18 protein-coding genes are annotated in these 17,918 nt (G+C 65.2%); 11 read left to right on the top strand and 7 right to left on the bottom strand.

Going from position 1 to position 17,918, the window contains the following annotated elements; translation table 11 throughout:
• Positions 1 to 5 precede the first annotated feature (5 nt).
• The 4 genes from A3AU_RS0119470 to A3AU_RS0119455 all read right to left on the bottom strand — a co-directional run bounded on the left by A3AU_RS0119470 (position 6) and on the right by A3AU_RS0119455 (position 4,221).
• Positions 6 to 761: an ATP-binding cassette domain-containing protein gene (locus tag A3AU_RS0119470; protein ID WP_027054349.1), complete on the bottom strand. Its 756-nt coding sequence runs from the start codon at positions 759 to 761 to the stop codon at positions 6 to 8.
• Complete coding sequence (locus A3AU_RS0119465; protein WP_027054348.1) at positions 754 to 1,815, bottom strand: ABC transporter permease subunit; 1,062 nt, start codon at positions 1,813 to 1,815, stop codon at positions 754 to 756. The genes A3AU_RS0119470 and A3AU_RS0119465 overlap by 8 nt, the downstream gene beginning before the upstream one ends.
• Positions 1,816 to 1,909: 94 nt before the next feature.
• Positions 1,910 to 2,887: an ABC transporter substrate-binding protein gene (locus tag A3AU_RS0119460; protein WP_027054347.1), complete on the bottom strand. Its 978-nt coding sequence runs from the start codon at positions 2,885 to 2,887 to the stop codon at positions 1,910 to 1,912.
• A gap of 434 nt (positions 2,888 to 3,321) precedes the next feature.
• A complete protein-coding gene (locus A3AU_RS0119455) occupies positions 3,322 to 4,221 on the bottom strand; it encodes a sugar-binding transcriptional regulator (protein WP_027054346.1) in 900 nt (299 codons plus the stop codon).
• Positions 4,222 to 4,499: 278 nt separating this feature from the next.
• Here A3AU_RS0119455 and A3AU_RS0119445 point away from each other — a divergent pair, with 278 nt between their 5' ends.
• Entirely contained in the window at positions 4,500 to 5,408 is a 909-nt protein-coding gene (locus tag A3AU_RS0119445) for a tagatose-bisphosphate aldolase (RefSeq protein ID WP_027054345.1), read from the top strand.
• Positions 5,409 to 5,542: 134 nt separating this feature from the next.
• Entirely contained in the window at positions 5,543 to 6,988 is a 1,446-nt protein-coding gene (locus A3AU_RS0119440; protein ID WP_027054344.1) for an ROK family protein, read from the top strand.
• Between the two features lie 6 nt (positions 6,989 to 6,994).
• On the opposite strand, the gene A3AU_RS0119435 is transcribed toward A3AU_RS0119440, so the two are convergent.
• Positions 6,995 to 7,669, bottom strand: coding sequence for a GntR family transcriptional regulator (locus A3AU_RS0119435; protein ID WP_027054343.1), 675 nt, complete (start codon positions 7,667 to 7,669; stop codon positions 6,995 to 6,997).
• Between the two features lie 134 nt (positions 7,670 to 7,803).
• Between A3AU_RS0119435 and A3AU_RS0119430 the strand changes: the two genes are divergently transcribed.
• Genes A3AU_RS0119430 through A3AU_RS0119395 form a run of 8 tightly spaced genes read left to right on the top strand, consistent with a single transcriptional unit; the run spans position 7,804 to position 16,574 of the window.
• On the top strand, positions 7,804 to 8,391 hold the full coding sequence (locus A3AU_RS0119430) for an amino acid synthesis family protein (protein WP_027054342.1): 588 nt from the start codon (positions 7,804 to 7,806) through the stop codon (positions 8,389 to 8,391).
• Positions 8,384 to 10,186 (top strand): alpha/beta fold hydrolase, encoded by a 1,803-nt coding sequence (locus A3AU_RS1000000140780; RefSeq protein ID WP_027054341.1) that lies wholly within the window; start codon positions 8,384 to 8,386, stop codon positions 10,184 to 10,186. The genes A3AU_RS0119430 and A3AU_RS1000000140780 overlap by 8 nt, the downstream gene beginning before the upstream one ends.
• Positions 10,183 to 11,220 (top strand): LLM class flavin-dependent oxidoreductase, encoded by a 1,038-nt coding sequence (locus A3AU_RS0119420; protein WP_027054340.1) that lies wholly within the window; start codon positions 10,183 to 10,185, stop codon positions 11,218 to 11,220. The genes A3AU_RS1000000140780 and A3AU_RS0119420 overlap by 4 nt, the downstream gene beginning before the upstream one ends.
• A gap of 25 nt (positions 11,221 to 11,245) precedes the next feature.
• A complete protein-coding gene (locus tag A3AU_RS0119415) occupies positions 11,246 to 12,715 on the top strand; it encodes an aldehyde dehydrogenase (protein ID WP_027054339.1) in 1,470 nt (489 codons plus the stop codon).
• A 59-nt stretch (positions 12,716 to 12,774) separates the two neighbouring features.
• Positions 12,775 to 13,779, top strand: a complete 1,005-nt coding sequence (locus tag A3AU_RS0119410) for an ABC transporter substrate-binding protein (RefSeq protein ID WP_032917709.1) — start codon at positions 12,775 to 12,777, stop codon at positions 13,777 to 13,779.
• A 59-nt stretch (positions 13,780 to 13,838) separates the two neighbouring features.
• Complete coding sequence (locus A3AU_RS0119405) at positions 13,839 to 14,699, top strand: ABC transporter permease (RefSeq protein ID WP_027054337.1); 861 nt, start codon at positions 13,839 to 13,841, stop codon at positions 14,697 to 14,699.
• 1 nt (position 14,700) lies between these two features.
• Positions 14,701 to 15,501, top strand: coding sequence for an ABC transporter permease (locus A3AU_RS0119400; protein ID WP_027054336.1), 801 nt, complete (start codon positions 14,701 to 14,703; stop codon positions 15,499 to 15,501).
• Positions 15,498 to 16,574: an ABC transporter ATP-binding protein gene (locus A3AU_RS0119395; RefSeq protein WP_027054335.1), complete on the top strand. Its 1,077-nt coding sequence runs from the start codon at positions 15,498 to 15,500 to the stop codon at positions 16,572 to 16,574. Before A3AU_RS0119400 ends, A3AU_RS0119395 begins: the two co-directional genes overlap by 4 nt.
• A 63-nt stretch (positions 16,575 to 16,637) precedes the next feature.
• Here A3AU_RS0119395 and A3AU_RS0119390 read toward each other — a convergent pair whose 3' ends face one another.
• Entirely contained in the window at positions 16,638 to 17,420 is a 783-nt protein-coding gene (locus A3AU_RS0119390) for a DeoR/GlpR family DNA-binding transcription regulator (RefSeq protein WP_027054334.1), read from the bottom strand.
• Here A3AU_RS0119390 and A3AU_RS1000000139910 point away from each other — a divergent pair.
• The gene (locus tag A3AU_RS1000000139910; protein WP_167335246.1) at positions 17,419 to 17,745 is read left to right on the top strand and encodes a hypothetical protein; all 327 of its coding nucleotides are present in this window, start codon (positions 17,419 to 17,421) and stop codon (positions 17,743 to 17,745) included. The two genes, A3AU_RS0119390 and A3AU_RS1000000139910, sit on opposite strands and share 2 nt — an antisense overlap.
• Here A3AU_RS1000000139910 and A3AU_RS1000000140965 read toward each other — a convergent pair.
• A complete protein-coding gene (locus A3AU_RS1000000140965) occupies positions 17,672 to 17,860 on the bottom strand; it encodes an SHOCT domain-containing protein (RefSeq protein ID WP_418001071.1) in 189 nt (62 codons plus the stop codon). The genes A3AU_RS1000000139910 and A3AU_RS1000000140965 overlap by 74 nt on opposite strands.
• Positions 17,861 to 17,918 lie beyond the last annotated feature (58 nt).

Genomic DNA, 17,918 nt, shown 5'->3' with positions numbered 1-17,918 from the left:
GAGAGCTAGCCGCCGACCATCAGCTTGACGACTTCATCATGGTTGGTCTCCGAGATCTTGCGCTCGCCGGCCTGGACGCCGCGCCGCAGTACGACGATGCGGTCCGAGACCGCGAAGATGTCCTGCAGATTGTGCGAGATGAAGATCACGCCGCGCCCTTGCGCCTTGAGCTGATGGATCAGCGAGATCACCTTGCGCTGTTCCGGCACACCAAGGGCGGCGGTCGGTTCGTCCATGATCAGAATCTGCGCATCCCAGTAGACGGCGCGGCCGATGGCGACCGCCTGGCGCTGGCCGCCGGAGAAATTGCTGACCGGAGCCTCGAGCCGGCTGACATGGAAGTCCAGCCGACCCATCGTCTGCTTTGCCGCTTCTGCCATCGCCTTGCGGTCAAGCACCGGCAGGAAGCCGAACGCCTTGCGCATCGGTTCGCGGCCAAGGAAGATGTTGGCGCCGATCGACAGATTGTCGGCGAGCGCGAGATCCTGGTAGATCGTCTCGATGCCCTTCTCGCGCGCCTCTTGCGGCGTCGCGAACGTCACCGGCTGCCCCCTGAGCAGGATTTCGCCGCCGGTCGGCTGGAACACGCCCGAGATCGCTTTGATCAGCGTCGTCTTGCCGGCGCCATTGTCGCCGGCAAGCGCCACCACTTCGCCCGGCCGCACGGCCATGGAGAAGTCGTTGAGCGCACGCACGGCGCCGAAATGTTTCGACAGGTTGCGGACTTCCAGCAGGGGGCCGTTCTGGTTGGTGCTATTCATCCTGACGGGCTCCACTGAACCGGCGCTGCGCCTGGTCGATAAGGACGGAAATGATGATGACGACGCCGACGGCGATGAACTGCCAGAACGGCTCGACATTGACGAAGACCAGCCCGTATTGGATGACCGCGATCACCAGCGCGCCGGCGACGGTGCCGAAGATGGTGCCGGAGCCGCCGAACAGGCTGGCGCCGCCGATGACCACCGCAGCGACGCTGTCGAGCAGCAGCGGCTCGCCGGCTTGCGCGGCACCCGCTGTGAAGCGCGCGGCGTAGAGCGCGCCGCCGAGACCGGCGCACATTGCCGACAACACATAGAGCCGCAGGATGTGGCCCCTGATGTCGATGCCGGCGCGACGCGCCGCCTGCACATTGGCGCCGATGGCATAATTGTGCTGGCCGAACCGGGTTTGGCTGAGCAGATAGTGCATCACGATGACGAAGATCGCGGTGATGAGCACCAGATAGGGCACGCCATAGAACTTGCCGTTGCCGAGCAGCGCGAACCAGGAATTCTGTACCGGCACCGTGGTGCCGCCGGCAAGCAGGAAGGCGGCGCCACGCGCGACGCCGAACATGCCGAGCGTGCCGATAAAGGGCGGCACCCTGAGGCGTGAGATCAGCAGGCCGTTGATGACGCCCGGCACGCCGGCAACGATCACCGAGGCGAGGATGCCCGCCAGCATGGCCAACGGCAGGGGAATGGCGGCGCCCGCCATGTTGGTGGCGTGCGCGGCGATGACGGCGGCAAGGCCCATGATGAAGCCGAGCGACAGATCGATGCCGCCCGAAATGATGACGAAAGTCTGGCCGGTCGCCAGAAGCAGCGGCGCGACCGCGAAGATCGCAATGGACTGCAGGTTGAATGGATTGAGCACGAAAGTCGCGCCGAAGGCGAGCCGCGACCAGACCTCGAAACAGATGAGCAGCCCGGCCAGGAACAGCCAGGCACGCCCTTCGGCGATACGCGCGACCAGGCTCCTGGCCGGATCGCCGTGATCAGCCTGAGGGGCGACATGCTTCTCGGCAGGCTGGGCTGGTGATGTCGAGGTCATGGATACTCCGCGGCGCCTTCAAACAGGTCTCGATTGGCGAGGACCCGGTGCAGGCTCCTCCCGGTGGACCGGGAGGAGCCAAGCCGGTCTGGACTTACTCGGAGTAGAGATACTTCGAGATGTTCGGATCCGCGATGTTGGACTTGTTCATGATCGTGAAGCCGGTGCCGATGGTGACCGGGATCGAATGGCCGGTCAGATGGGCATAGGCCGAGACGACGCCGTAATAGCCGATCTCGGCCGGATGCTGGGCGATCGCCACGTCGACCAGGCCGGTGTTGATGTTGTCGACGATGCTGGTCGGGGCGTCGAAAGCCACAACCTTGACGGTGCCTGTCTGCCCCGCCTGCTTGACGCCATTGGCCGCGCCCAGCGCGGAGAACAGATTGGCGCCGAACACGCCGACCAGGTCGGGATTGCGGGCGAACACCGCCTGCAGCTGCGAGGCCGCCTTGTTGGCGTCGTCGTCATTGAACTGGGTCTCCAGCACTGTAATGCCCGGATGCTTGGCCATCTCCTTCTTGAAGCCCTCCTCGCGCTGATCGGTGGTCGAGATGCCGGGCTTGACGTTGGAGACGTAGACCTTGCCCTTGTCGCCGATGGACGTCGCCAGGGCCCGCGCCGCGATCTCGCCGCCGAGCACGTTGTCCGAGGCGATGTAGGCCAGCGGGAAATCGGCATCGCCGGCCCCGGTCTGATAGACGCCGCTGCCGATGAACGTGTCGACGGTGATGACCGGAATGCCGGCATCATTGGCCTTGCGCAGCGGCTCGACCAGTTGGACCTTGTCGGTCGGCGCGATCAGGATCGCATCTGGCTTCTTGGCGATGACCGCGTCGAGCACCGGCACCTGTGTGACCGGGTTGAAGTCCGGCGCACCCTGGAAGACCAGGGTCACGCCGAGCGCGTCGGCGGCCGCCTGGGCGCCCTTGCGCATGGTGATGTAGAAGCCGTCGGTGGTCAGGCCCGGAATGAGCGCAATGGTGTATTTCTTGTCCTGCGCCTGCGCTGGCGCGATCAGCACCGTCGCACTGACGGCAAGCGCCGCGAGCGCGGCAACAATCTTCTTCATGACATCCTCCTCATTGTTGGCAGATCTGCCGTTGCAAGTGACATTGGAATGGCCGTCATCCGTTTCGGATGCCGACGGCCGGGAACGCCTGTTTGCCTTTCGTGGGCAGCTCCTCCCAAGCGCCCTCCAGTCGATATGTCAGCCGGTCAACCGACCGGCGCACCTGGCCACAGCCCGGTTCTTCCGCCTCCGCGAAGCCCGGCCAACTATGCCCGACGCCTCGCCGTGCAGGCGGGCGTTCGAACTTGTAACACTTTGCAGAAATAAATTGCAACTCGGTTTTTCCGAGCTGGCAGCGCCGGGTTTTTCACACCGTACAACATACGACTGCTCCGCGGAGCCCCGGTCAACTATCGCCCGTGGCTTTCGGCGGCACAACTGGTTTTCGTGGCTGCGCCAAGGGGCTCCGCCGAGAGCCGCCAATCGCGGCAGTGCTATGCGAGCGCGGCGAGGATGGCCTGCGCTGTCTTGGTATCCGTCACCAGCGTGTTGATGAGCCCGGCGCGAACGGCGGCAATGATTGCCGTCGCCTTTTCCGGCGATGCTGCAAGGCCGATGACAAGCGGCACGGCACGCAACTGCGCCGGCGACATGGCGATCATCCGGCTCTCCCCTTCCCAGGCGATCAGTGTCCCCTCGGCGTCGAAATAATGGCGAAGCACGTCGCCGGCGGCATGAACCAGCGCTTGCTCGCTCGGCGTCGCGGCACTTGCTTCGGGGGCATTGATGGCATGCGGCAGGCCGATGCCGACGATCGCGACATCGGTCCTCTCCCACAAGGCCACGGCATCGCGGATGGCGGCGTCGCGCAGGAAAACCTCGCGCAACTCGGTGGAGGGCAGATAGGGCGCATGGATGAAATGCGGGGTGCCGCCGAACTCCTCGGCGGCGAGCCGCACGAATTCGTTGACCTGAAAATGCGCCGCCTGCTGCTGCATGCCGCCTGTGGCGGCCACGGTCAGCACGCCGGGGATGCGCGGCAAGCCGGCTCGAATCACCTCGCGCACGGCGCGTCCCCAGCCTATGGCGACGACGGAGCCGGCCACCAACTGCGCCTGCCTGAGCAGACCGCCAAGCGGCGCCGCGAGCGCGGCCAGCGTGCCCGCCGCCGGTGTCTCGACCACGGCGGCATCCCGCAATTTCAAACCTTCGATCAGCTGCCTGGTGATGTCCTCCGGCGTTGCCAGGTCGAGAACCTCGATGCGGACAATGCCCTCGGCCCGCGCCCGCTGCAGCAAGCGCGAAATCGTTGCGGTGGAGACACCAAGCCGCCGGGCGATGTCGACCTGCGACATCTCTTCCACGTAGTGCAGCTTGGCCACGGTGTGCAGCATCGTCCGTGATGCGGTCGCGTCCTGTATGGGGGAAACAGACAGCTTGCAATTCCTTTCAGCAACGTGTTACACACGTATATGCCGATGGGAGTTATCGCGCAAATCCAGCCAACTCGCAACGTGCGGCGGCTCCCTGGCCGCGAGGTCGACGAGGCGGCTTTCTTCGAGGGCGAAGCGCGGATCACGGCGTCCTGCCGGCAAGGCAGGCAGAACTGAACATCGTTGTTTCCACTGGATCCGCGCCCCTTCGTGAGAGGCGCCAACATCGGATTGAGACCATGACGAAAATGACCACCGCCGAGCTGCGCGGCTATCAGCAGATATGCGGCAAGGATGGGGCCATGGTGGCCATCGCCTGCGACCAGCGCGGCGGTATGCGGACCTTGCTGGCGTCCGACCCCGCGGAACAGGCCAAGATCACCAACGACATGCTCGGCGACACCAAGGCCGATATCACCCGCTACCTCGCCAGTGCGGCGTCTTGCGTGTTGCTCGACCCGCTCTGCGCGGTGCCGCGCATTGTCGACGAGGGTGTCTTGAACCGCGATACGGCGCTGCTCATCGGCCTCGACGCTTCCGGTTTCGACGTCTCGCCCGAGGGCTACCGCCTGTCACGGCTGGTTCCCGGCGTCGACGCGCGCCGCGTTCGCGAGCTCGGCGGCACGGGCGGCAAGATCATGGTGTATCTGCGGGCCGACAAGCCTGAAGCCAATGACCACAACATCGCCATCCTGCGCCAGTGCATCGCCGATTTCGGGCAAGAGGACCTGCTGCTGGTCGTCGAGTTCCTGACCTATCAGCTCGATGGGGAAAGCCCCGAGGATTATGCGGCCAAGACGCCATGGCTTGTCGAGGAAGGCACCAGGATCTCGCTGGAGTGCGGGGCCAAGGTGCTGAAGCTTCCCTACCCGGGAACCCCGCAGGCCTGCGCCAACATCACTGAAATGGCCGGCGACGTGCCGTGGGCGGTGCTTTCGGCCGGCGTCAACCACGCGACCTTCCTTGGCCAGGTCGAGATCGCCATGCAGAACGGCGCCTCTGGCGTCATCGCCGGCCGTTCGCTGTGGAAGGACTGCATCTCACTCGACCGTGACATCCAGCGCGAAAGGCTTAAGACCATCGCAGTGCCGCGATTGCGTGAGATCCAGGCCGTGATCGGGCACTATCGGCAGAAAGCCGCCGCCTGATAATCTAATGCATGTCGCCCAGAAGTGTGGAGCGGTTCCGGGACAACGACATGTATCAAAACAGGAACTTGAAGCGCGTCGCCTGAATCCGTTTCAGCGCAACGCGCTTTAATTTGGATCACGCGCAGGACGCCATGCCTCTCAGCATAGGAATCGACATCGGCGGCACAAATCTGCGTGCCGCACGCATCTCCGAGACCGGTGAAATCCTCAAGCGTGTTTTCGAAAGAAGCGCGCCCGATCCGGAGCTGGTGCTCGGCCGGATCGCCGACATGGTGCGCCTTCTCGACACGCCGGATGTGAAAGCCATCGGCGTCGGCGTTCCCGGCCGCGTCGACGCGCGGCGTGGCGCGGTCCTGTCGGGCGGCTATGTCAACCTCGCCTCGGTTGCGCTGGCGCAACGCCTGGAAGACATGACAGGCAAGGCTGTCGTCATCGACAATGACTGCAACATGGCGCTGGCCGCCGAGATGGCGCTCGGCGCCGGGCGCGGCCACGGCAACATCGTGATGTTCACCATCGGCACCGGCATTGGCGGCGCCGTCGCTCAAGACAGGCGGATCACGCGAGGCTCGGCAACGGCTGGCCAGCTCGGTCACATCACCGTCGACGTCAATGGCGAGGTCTGCGCCTGCGGCCGGCGCGGCTGCGTCGAGACCACCAGTTCGGGCACGGCGCTCGGCCGGCACATTGCACGCGCCGGGCTCGGCGCCGAGATTTCGGTCGATCAGCTCTTTGCCCGTGATGCGGCCGGCGACATCCAGGCACGCGACATACTGGACGCCTGGGCGAGGCCGTTGCGGGCCGCCATCGACACAGCCGTTGCCGTGCTTGCTCCTGATCTGGTGCTGCTTGGAGGCGGTCTTGGCCGGGCTGCACAAGCGGCCCTCGGCCGCGCGCCGGCGATGGCACCTTGGTATCAGTGCCAGGTCGAAGCCGCGCAGCTTGGCGACGACGCGGGCGTGATCGGCGCCGGCCTGCAGGCACTGGCGGCAGAGCCGGATGCCGGAACGGTTGCGCCCTTGGCCCAGTCCGGCCACGTCAGGCGCGCCGTGCTCGTCAACGGCATTCCCGCCAGCGGAAAGAGCACGGTCTCGCGCGGCGTTGCCGACCGCATGGGCTGGCCGTTGCTAGCGCTCGACACGATCAAGAACCCGTTCCTCGAAGTGCTCGGCGGCGGCGACCGCTTGTTCAACCGCACACTCGGCCGCGCCAGCTACCAGGCGATATGGTCGGTCGTCGGCGAAGCCCCCGCCGGTACGACCGTCATCGTCGACGCCTGGTTCGGCTTCCAGCCGCGCGAGGTTCTGGAGGATCATCTGCGAAAAGCTGGGGTCGAACAGACTGTGGAAATCTGGTGCCACGCGCCCGGCGAAGTGCTCGCAGAGCGCTATGGAGCCCGGCTCGACCAGCGTCCCGCCGGCCATCCCGGCGCCGCCTATATCCCCGAATTGATCGAACTCGCCAGGCGTGCCGAGCCGTTGCGGCGCGGACCACTCTTCGACGTCGACACGGCCAAACCAATCGACTTCGATGCCATCACCGCCTGGCTGCGGTCGGTCATGGCTGGCGGTGCATAGGCGAATTCACGCCGGGGGCCGCAGCGCGGTGCGGGCGATCTGCCAGGCGGATTCGACGTGGCGCCGCGCCGCGGCTTCCGCCTCTTCCGGCTTGCGTGCGCGGATCGCATCCATGATCTCGTTCATCTCCGCGATCGCCGCTTCGCGCCGCTTGGCCGAGGCAATGGTCATCGAACGGAGCTGGTTGATGCGGACATTCAGCCCGCTGACGATTTCCCAAGCCACACGCTTGTCGGCGGCCTCGAACAGTGCCTCGTAGAATTTCGTCGTCGCCCGCATCACCGCCGGGGGCATCCCCGACGCCCACGCCGCGAACAGGTCGCCCAGGGCGCGTTCAAGCGTCGCCAATTGTTCACCGGTGGCCGACAGCGCACAGGCGCGCGCCGCGATGCCTTCCAGCAAGGCCCTCAGCTCGTATATCTCGTCGGTGCGGCCGAGATCGGGCCTGGCCACCGCCGGCCCATGCCCAGGGATCATCTGCACCAGCCCCTCGGCCTCCAACTGCCGCAGAACCTCGCGCACGACGGAACGGCTGACGCCAAGCTGGTCGCAGAGCGGCCGCTCGACCAGCCTTTCGCCGGGTTGGAAATGAAAATCCATGATCGCTTCGCGCATGCGCTCCAGCGCCAGAGTCCTCAAGGTCTTGGCGCTGCGGTCGATGCGAAGCGTGTCGTCTGGCATGTGTCGTCTCCTGCGCCGTCACGAAAACAGATTCGATACCCGGTTGACAAGGCACTTGGCACTCCATAGCATGGTATACCATAAGATGATGCAGGGATTGCACAGCCCTGTAACGTCGCCGATCGAGGATTTCCATGCAGCCTGCCATTCGCAAGATTGTGACTTATACCGAGAACACGCTGATCGAAGGCGGCAAGGCCGCACCCCGGCCACTGCGCCTGATCGGCGTCGCCGCGGTGCTGACCAACCCCTGGGCAGGACGCGGCTTCACCGAGGATTTGTCGCCAGAGATCCGCGCCTGTGCGCCGGTGCTCGGCGAAATCCTGACCCGCGAGATCATTGCCATCGCCGGTTCAGGCGAGGCGATCGAGGGCTACGGCAAGGCCGCCCTCTGCGGCACATCGGGCGAGATCGAGCACGCTTCGGCACTGATCCACACCCTGCATTTCGGTAATCATTTTCGCCGTGCCGTCGGCGCCAAGACCTATCTCGCCTTCACCAATCTGCGCGGCGGGCCGAACACCCCGATCATGATCCCGCTGATGGACAAGAATGACGAGGGGCGGCGCTCGCATTACCTGACGGTGCACTTTCAGATCGGCGACGCGCCGGCGCCGGACGAACTGGTGGTGGCGCTTGGAGCATCGATCGGCGGCCGCCCGCACCACCGGATCGGCGATCGCTACCAGGACCTCAAGGAACTCGGGGGCCTGCATGACTGACGCTTCGGCATCGGCATGGGCTCGACAGGGCAAGGCCCCCGACGGGACCAGCTTCATCCGCGCCGGCGCGGGCATGCCGGTGCTGTTCATCCACGGCGTCGGCATGAACGCCGCGATCTGGCAGCCGCAGATCGAGCGGATGGCCGACCGTTTCGACGTGATCGCCATCGACATGCTCGGCCATGGCCAGTCGCCGTTGCCGCCGCGGCACCCGGAACTGGCCGACTACGCCGATCAAGCCATTCGCCTACTCGATCATCTCGGCCTCGACCAGGTGTCCGCCGTCGGCCATTCCATGGGTGCGCTTGTTGCCCAGGAGCTCGCGCTGCGCGCACCGGAGCGCGTCCGCCGCATCGTGTCCCTGAATGCCGTGTTCCGTCGCCCGCCTGAGTTGGCCGAGGCGGTTCGCGAACGCGCGGCCGCTCTCGACGGCCGTGGCGACGCTGCCGGTGCCGCGCAGACCATCGCGCGCTGGTTCGGAGATCCGGTGCCGGCCGAGCTGGAAACGGCGGCTCGGAAGACGGCATCCGCACTGAGTGCGGTCGACCCGGAAGGCTACGCCCGCACCTATCGCCTGTTCGCCCGTGCCGACGGCGATCAAGCGGAGCGCCTGCCGACGCTGGCCGTCCCGGCGCTGTTCATGACCGGCTCCGAGGACAGGAATTCTTCGCCGGCAATGTCGGCCGCCATGGCACGCCTGGCGCTGCGTGGCCGCTGCACGGTGTTGCCGGGCGAGAAACACATGATGGCCGTGGCGGCCCCCGATCTGACAACGCGCCATATCGTCGATTTTCTTGGGGAAAGCGAAGCAGCTCGGCAGGGCAACGGCTCGGAAACCGGTTTCGACAGCAGCGAGTTCCGCCGCGCGCTGGGTTCCTTCCTCACCGGCGTCACCATCGTCACCACGATCGGCCCGGAAGGCGAGCCGCGCGGCTTCACCGCCAACTCCTTCACTTCCGTCTCGCTCGACCCGCCGCTGGTGCTGGTCTGCATCGCCCACAAGGCGCTTGGCCATCCCGTCTTCGCCACCGCCAAGAGCTTTGCCATCAACGTGCTCAACGAGGATCAGAAGGCTGCCTCGGGCATCTTCGCCTCGAAGGCGACGGACAAATTCGCCGCCGTCGCCTGGCAGCCGGGCCGGACCGGCAGCCCGGTGCTCGACGGCTCGGTCGCATCCTTCGACTGCGACATGGAGCGGCTGGTCGATGCCGGCGATCATTCCATCCTGATCGGCCGCGTCCGCGATTTCGCGCACAACGCCGCGCAGCCTCTCGGCTACTGCCGCGGCGCCTATGTCACACCCGGCCTCAGCCAGGAGGCACTCGCCGCGGCCCAGCCCGGCACCGATGTCGGCGCTGTCCTCGAGAATGGCGGCAGGGTCCTTTTCCTCGAAACGGCTGCCGGCTTCTACGAATTGCCACGCGGCCGCGGGCTTGGCTCGCCAAGCGACGGCAAAAGCCTCAAAGGGCTTCTTGCAGCGAAAGCCATCGAGGCGCAGCTCGGTTTCCTCTTCGCCGTCTGGGACGACGCCGGCAATGTCGCGCGCACACATGTCTATTATCGCGGCACTTTCGATGTGCCCGCCTCCAGTGATCGCGGCATCCGCCTCATCGACATCGATGCGATCCAACAGCTGAAGATCGCCGATCCGGCGGTTCGTTCGATGCTTGCCCGCTACATCAAGGAATGCAGGGAAGACGCATTCGGCGTTTATGTCGGCAACGAGGTCGAAGGTGAGGTCAGGCCACTCGCCCAGACCGCCCTCTCCGCCGCCAACACAGGTGACCAGGAATGAAGTTCTCGCTCTTCGTGCACATGGAACGGTCGGATCTGGCCAAGCCGCATTCCGAGCTTGTAGCCGAGCTCGAAGAGCTGGTGCTGATGGCCGAGCGATCCGGTTTCGAAACCGCCTGGATCGGCGAACATCACGGGATGGAATTCACCATCTCGCCCAATCCCTTCATCAACATCGCCTATCTCTCGGCCAGGACCAGCCGCATCCGCCTCGGCACCGGAACGGTGATCGCCCCCTTCTGGCACCCGATCAAGCTTGCCGGCGAGGCGGCGATGGCCGACGTCATCAGCGGCGGACGGCTCGACATCGGCATCGCGCGCGGCGCCTACAGCTATGAATATCAACGCGTCTTCCCGGGGCTCGACGCTTGGGGCGCCGGCCAGCGCATGCGCGAGATCATCCCGGCGATCCGTGGCCTCTGGGACGGCGACTTCGAGCTTTCCGGCGAATTCTGGCAGTTCCCCTCGACCACCTCCTCGCCAAAGCCGCTGCAGAAACCCTACCCGCCGGTCTGGGTGGCGGCGCGCGACCCGAACTCGCACGATTTCGCCGTCGCCAATGGCTGCAAGGTTCAGGTGACGCCGCTGGCATCCGGCGACGACGAGGTGAAAAGCCTGATGCAGCGCTTCAACGCCGCCTGCGCCGCGCACCCGGACATCGAACGACCGGAAATCATGCTTTTGATGCACACATTCGTCGCCGAGGACGCGGCCGATGCCGATCGCCTCACGCAGGACCTGTCGAATTTCTACTGCCAGTTCGGCGCCTGGTTCCAGAACAAGAAGCCGGTGCATCAGGGCATATTGGAGCCGCTCACCCCGGACGAGATCGCGGCCATGCCGCAATACGCGCCGGACAAGATCCGGCAGAACCTGGTGATCGGCGAGCCGGACGAGGTCGTCGCCCGGCTGAAGGCCTATGAGGCACTCGGCTACGACCAGTATTCGATCTGGATCGACAGTGGCCTTTCGCATGAGCGCAAGAAAAAATCGCTGCAACTGTTCATCGACCGGGTGATGCCGGCCTTCCTCTGATCGCGAGCCCTTGACTGACGAGCCAATGACCGACGCTGCATTCAGAAATTTTATCGATGGCCGCTTCGACGAGCCATCGGCCACCTTCGACAGCATCGACCCGTCGACCGGGACGGCCTGGGCGAAACTGCCGGCGGCGAGCGAAGCCGATGTCGACCGCGCCGTCGAGGCCGCGCACCGTGCGCTGCAGTCGGGACCGTGGCGAACGACAACCGCAACGGCGCGTGGAAAGCTGCTGGTCAAGCTCGGTGACCTCGTCGCCGCCAATGCCGGACGCCTGGCCGAACTCGAGACGCGCGACACCGGCAAGATCATCCGCGAGACCCGCGCCCAGATCACCTATGTCGGCGACTACTACCGTTATTATGGCGGGCTCGCCGACAAGCACGAAGGCGCGCACGTGCCGATCGACAAGCCGGATCTCGACGTCACCATCCGCCGCGAACCGATCGGCGTCGTCGCCGCCGTGGTACCCTGGAATTCGCAGCTCTTCCTGTCCGCCGTCAAGCTCGGCCCGGCGCTCGCCGCCGGCTGCACGGTCGTGCTCAAGGCCTCCGAGGATGGCCCGGCGCCATTGCTCGCCTTTGCCGAGCTCGTGCGGGAAGCCGGCTTTCCCCCGGGCGTCGTCAACATCCTCACCGGCTTCGGCCACGAGTGCGGCCGGCGCCTGACCAGCCATCCGTTGGTCTCCCGCGTCGCCTTCACCGGCGGTCCGTCGACGGCGCGCGCCATCGTCAGGAACACGGCGGAGAACCTCGCCTACACCACGCTCGAGCTCGGCGGCAAAAGCCCGGTCGTCGTCTTTGCCGACGCCGACCTCGACAGCGCCGCCAATGCGGTGATCGCCGGCATTTTCGCGGCGACCGGCCAGAGTTGCGTCGCCGGCTCGCGGCTGCTGGTCGAACGTTCGGTCAAGGATGAATTCCTGGCTCGGCTGAAGCGCAAGGCCGAAGCGATCCGCATCGGCGATCCGCAGGACCCGGCCACCGAAATGGGTCCGCTCGCCACGCTGCGCCAGCGCGACTGGATCGAGAAGATCGTCGCCGAGAGCCTTGCCGCTGGCGGCAGACTGGTCACCGGCGGAACACGGCCAGCCGGCGACGGCTTCTACTACGCACCGACCATCATCGATACCGGGGACGGCGACCTGCCCTGCGTGCGCGAGGAATTGTTTGGGCCGGTGCTCAGCGTACTGGCCTTCGACACCGAGACACAAGCGCTGGCGCTCGCCAACGACACGCCCTTCGGCCTGGCTTCGGGCGTGTTCACCAGCAATCTCGGCAAGGCGCACCGCATGGCGCGCGACATCCATGCCGGCGTTGTCTGGGTCAACACCTATCGCGCCGTGTCACCGCTGGTTCCGTTCGGCGGCTACGGCTTGTCGGGCCTCGGCCGCGAGGGCGGGCTCGATGCCATCAGAGACTACACGCGCTCGAAATCGGTCTGGATCAAGACCTCGGACGAGCCGATCCCCGATCCTTTCGTCATGCGCTGAGGAGCGTCGGACGCGGGTGCACCGAGAAAAACAAGAACAGACCAACAGAGGAGAATGACATGAAACTGATTTTGACCGGCATTCTGGCCGGACTGCTCGCGGCAACCGCCGCCAAGGCCGACGAGATGGCGTTCACCAGTTGGGGCGGCACCACACAGGAAGCGCAGACCAAATCCTGGGCGGCGCCGTTCGAGGCCAGCTCCGGCATCAAGGTCCTGCAGGACGGGCCGACCGACTACGGCAAGCTCAAGGCCATGGTCGATGCCAAGAACGTCACCTGGGATGTCGTCGACGTGGAGATGGACTTCGCCATCAAGGCGGCCAAGGACGGGCTGCTGGAGCCGATCGACTATGCGGTCGTGCCGAAGGCCGACCTCGATCCGCGCTTCAGCAATGAGCATGCCGTCGGCAGCTTCTATTATTCCTTCGTGCTTGCCTGGAACAAGGGCGCCGTCCCGGGTGAACCGAGTGGCTGGGCCGACATGTTCGACACCAAGAAATTCCCCGGCAAGCGGACGTTCTACAAATGGTCGGCGCCCGGCGTCATCGAAATCGCGCTGCTGGCCGACGGCGTGCCGGCCGACAAGCTCTATCCGCTCGACCTCGACCGCGCCTTCAAGAAACTCGACACCATCAAGTCCGACATCGTCTGGTGGGGCGGCGGCGCCGAATCGCAGCAGCTGATCGCCTCTGGTGAGGCCGCCTTCGGCCAACTCTGGAACGGGCGCGTCTTCGCGCTCCAGCAGGATGGCACCGATGTCGGCGTCTCCTGGAACCAGAACCTCACGGCCGCCGATGTGCTCGTCGTTCCGAAGGGTGCCAAGAACAAGGACAGCGCGATGAAGTTCCTCGCCGCCGCAACCAGCCCGACCGGCCAGGCGAAGTTCGCCGAGGCAAGCGGCTACGCACCCATCAACACCAAGGCCAAGGCGGAGATGCCCGCCGACGCGGTCAAGGCCCTGCCCGATGCCCATGTCGATGGCCAGATCAACCTCGACATGAACTACTGGGCCGAGCATCGCGACGAGATCGCCACGCGCTGGTACGCCTGGCAGACCAAGTAGCGCCGTTGCGGATCAACGGGGCGCGGCTTGCGCGCCCCGTTTCGAGACAGGACCACTCGATGCAGGAGAGTTCTTTCAGACGCGGCTCGATCGCCGGCCTGCCGGCCGGCAGCGGCAGCGCCTTGCCGGCCATCATCCTGGTCGGCCTGTTCTTCATCGTGCCGGTGGTCGCGCTTTTGCTGCGCAGCGTCACCGATCCCGAACCGGGCTTGCAGAATTACGCGGCACTTTTCGGCAGCGATACCTATGTGCGGGTGTTCCTCAATACCTTCCTGGTCGCATCGGTCGTCACCGCCGTCACCATCCTGGTCGCCTTTCCCGTCGCCTGGATGCTGGCGATCATGCCGCCCGCCATGGGTTCGATCGTCTTCGGCATCATCATCCTGTCGATGTGGACCAACCTTCTCACCCGCACCTATGCCTGGATGGTGCTGCTGCAGCGCACCGGCGTCATCAACAGGGCACTGATGGGTCTGGGCATCATCCACGAGCCGCTGCCGCTCATCAACAATCTGGCCGGCGTCACCATCGGCATGGTCTACATCATGCTGCCCTTCATGATCCTGCCGCTGGTCGGCACACTGCGCGCCATCGACCCGATGACACTGCGCGCCGCCGCCCTTTGCGGCGCAAGCCCGTTCGATGCTTTCCGCCGCGTCCTTCTGCCGCTGTCGCTTCCCGGCATCGCCGCCGGCGGCCTGATGGTCTTCGTCATGTCGCTTGGCTACTTCGTCACGCCCGCCTTGCTCGGTGGCACATCCAACATGATGCTGGCCGAAATGATCGCCCAGACGGTGCAATCCCTGCTCAACTGGGGGCTTGGAAGCGCGGCCGCCTTCGTCCTGCTTGTCGTCACCATGGCGCTCTACGCGATCCAGCTTCGCCTGGTCGGCGCCAGACGCGCCGGCGGAGGGCTCTGACATGCTGCTCGACTATGACCGGCTCGGATGGCTGCGCGTGGCGCTTGTCGGCTTCACGGCGGCAGTCGCGGCTTTCCTGCTTTTGCCGGTGGTCTTCATCGTGCTGTTGTCGTTCGGTTCGTCGCGCTGGCTGGCCTTTCCGCCACCCGGCTGGACGCTGAAATGGTACCAGCAATTGCTGGCTGATCCGACCTGGATCGACGCGGCTCTGACCAGCGCCAAGATCGCCGCCATGGCCGCCATATCAGCCGTGATCATCGGCCTGTTCGCCTCTTTCAGCCTGGTCAGGGGCGAGTTTCGCGGACGCCAGCTCCTGCGTGGGCTGTTGTTGACGCCGATGGTGCTGCCGGTAGTCGTCTTCGCCATCGCCGTCTACGCCTTCTTCCTGCGCATCGGACTGGCCGGCACCACGATCGGCTTCGTCATCGCCCACACCATTCTGGCGCTGCCCTTCGCCATTATCCCGATCACCGCCGCGCTCGAAGGTTTCGACAAATCCATCGAGGACGCCGCCATCGTCTGCGGAGCCAGCCCGCTGCAGGCGAAGCTGAGGATCACCTTGCCGTCGATCCGCATCGGCATCTTCTCGGCGGCGATCTTTGCCTTCCTGGCCTCGTGGGACGAAGTCGTGGTGGCGATCTTCATGGCGAGCCCGACCTTGCAAACCTTGCCGGTCAAGATCTGGGGCAGCCTGCGCGCCGACCTCAGCCCAGTCGTCGCCGCCGCCTCCAGCCTGCTCGTCGGCCTGACACTGTGCCTGATGATCGTAACCGCACTCCTTCGCAGAAAATTGTCCAGATGACCCCGTCCTTCCTGTCCATAAGCGCGGTGAGAAAGACGTTCGGCGCCTTCGTCGCCGTCCATGACGTCACCATCGACGTGCCCAAGGGCGAGTTCCTGACGTTCCTCGGCCCCTCGGGCTCAGGCAAGTCGACCACGCTCTACGCCATCGCCGGCTTCCAGGATCCGAGCTCCGGCGATGTGCTTCTGGAAGGCAAGTCATTGCTCTCGGTGCCTTCGCACAAGCGCAACATCGGCATGGTGTTCCAACGCTACACGCTGTTTCCGCATCTGAGTGTCGCCGAGAATGTCGCCTTTCCGCTGCGCGTGCGCCGCCGGCCCGACGGCGAGGTCAGGCGCAAGGTCGCCGACATGCTGGCACTGGTGCGCCTCGAGAACTTCGCCGACCGCCAGCCCGGCGCATTGTCGGGCGGCCAGCAGCAGCGCGTGGCGTTGGCCCGCGCGCTCGCCTACGATCCGCCGATCCTGTTGATGGACGAGCCGCTGTCGGCGCTCGACAAGAAATTGCGCCAGGATATCCAGACCGAAATCCGCCGCATCCATCGCGAGACGGGCGTCACCATCCTCTATGTCACCCACGACCAGGAAGAGGCGCTGCATCTTTCGGACCGCATCGCTCTGTTCAGGGAAGGCCGCATCGAACAGATCGGCACCGGCGAGGATCTTTATCTCAGACCGGCCAGCGAGTTCGTTGCCGGTTTCATCGGTAATTCGAATTTCCTGCCGGCAGAACATCTGGAAACCGCCGCCGGCGCGGCGACGGTGCGTCTGGCGGATGGTTCGATCGTCTCCGGCCTGAAAACGGCAAAGCCGTTCGGCAAAGGCCAAAAAGTCCGGCTGATGGTGCGCCCGGAAGCACTGAGCCTGACGCCTGGACCGGCGAGCGCCGCTCTTGCCGTCGAGATCGTCGACACCGCCTTCTTCGGCGACCGCCGCCGCGTCGTGGCGCGCACGGCAGGCGGAGACGAAATCGATGTCAGGCCAACCTCGGACGCGGTGGAACCGGTCGGTGCCGCCGCTACGGGCCAGCGCATCTATTTCGATCCCGCCTCGGCGTTCCTGTTCCCCGTCTGACGGTCGGCGTTCTTTCGGGCGGATACGGGTTGCGACTGATCGGCCGCCTTCCGGGAGTGGCGCTCAGGCACCGCTGAAGACGCGGAGTTCCGTTCCAGCCGCCTCGATGATGGCGCGCAGCGCCGGCTGCGGCTCCCGATCGGTGACGATGTCGGAAAGCGCGTCGAGTGTGCAGACGCGTTCGAGGCTGTTGCGGCCGAACTTGTCATTGGTCACCACCAGCGCCGTCGACAATGCGCGCGCAATCATCGCCCGCTTGACCGCCGCCGCCCCGGGGATCATGTCGCTAGGCCCGTCCGCGGACAGGCTCGAGGCGCCGATGATGGCAATATCGGCGTTGTAGCGCCTGACGAACTCCACCGTATCCTCCCCGACGACGCTGGCTTCGCGGCTGTCATAGGTGCCTGGGCACAGGATAACCCGGAACGTCGGATTGGCGCCCGCCACCGAGGCCACGCCGATGGAATTGGTGATGACAGTCAGCTCGCGTTTCAGCTGCGAGAGGCTGCGCGCGACCTCATAGGTCGTCGAGCCGCCATCGATCATCACGATCTGGCCTTTCTCGACCAATCCCGCCGCACCGCGCCCGATCCGGGCGCGCTCCTCGATCATGGTCAGGCTGCGCTCGGCGATGACCGGTTCGGATGTCACCAGAGAGATCGTCGCGCCGCCATAGGTGCGGTTGAGCAGTCCCGCATCGCCAAGCTCGATAAGGTCGCGGCGGATGGTCTCGCCGGCGACACCCAGGCGCAGTGCGAGCCTGGAGATACGGATCGAGGCCGAGCGGCGCACCTCCGACAGGATGAGCTGATGCCGCTCCTTCTTCGACAGCCGGCTTTGGTCCATGATCGATCCTTTCCGCGAAATCGACACTATTAACCATGCCGACGCTGATGGGGAAGGAGTCTCGCGAAGCCCAGTTGGCGCCACCGGCGATGAGGTAGCGCTTCACGCCGGAATCGCGCACGGCGGCGATCAGCGTTCCGCAGTGGCTATCAAAGAAATGCACGGCGCTGATCACCACATCATGGCCGCGGATCAGGTCGGTGGGGCCTTGCCTGTCGAAGACATCGCCCTCATCCACATGCTCAAATCCGCTACTCGCCGAGCACTCGCCGTCGTTCCTCGAATTCGACCCTGTCGATTTCACCGCGCGCAAATCGCTCCTTGAGGGTGTCGAGCGGCGTCCGGCCCGGCCACGCGTGATACGGTGGCATTGCCTGCCCGCTCAGCCAGTGGACCAGAAGCACGACGGTTGCAATCACTGCCACGAGAAAGAGGATCATGAACAGTGGACCGAACATAAGTGGGTACCAGCCTCCACCCCACCACATCATGTGAGAC

It is taken from the genome of Mesorhizobium erdmanii USDA 3471, from assembly GCF_000472705.1.
GTDB lineage: Bacteria > Pseudomonadota > Alphaproteobacteria > Rhizobiales > Rhizobiaceae > Mesorhizobium > Mesorhizobium erdmanii.
The sequence above is the reverse complement of the archived record's forward strand: the minus strand, read 5'-3'. Positions and strand labels throughout refer to the sequence as shown.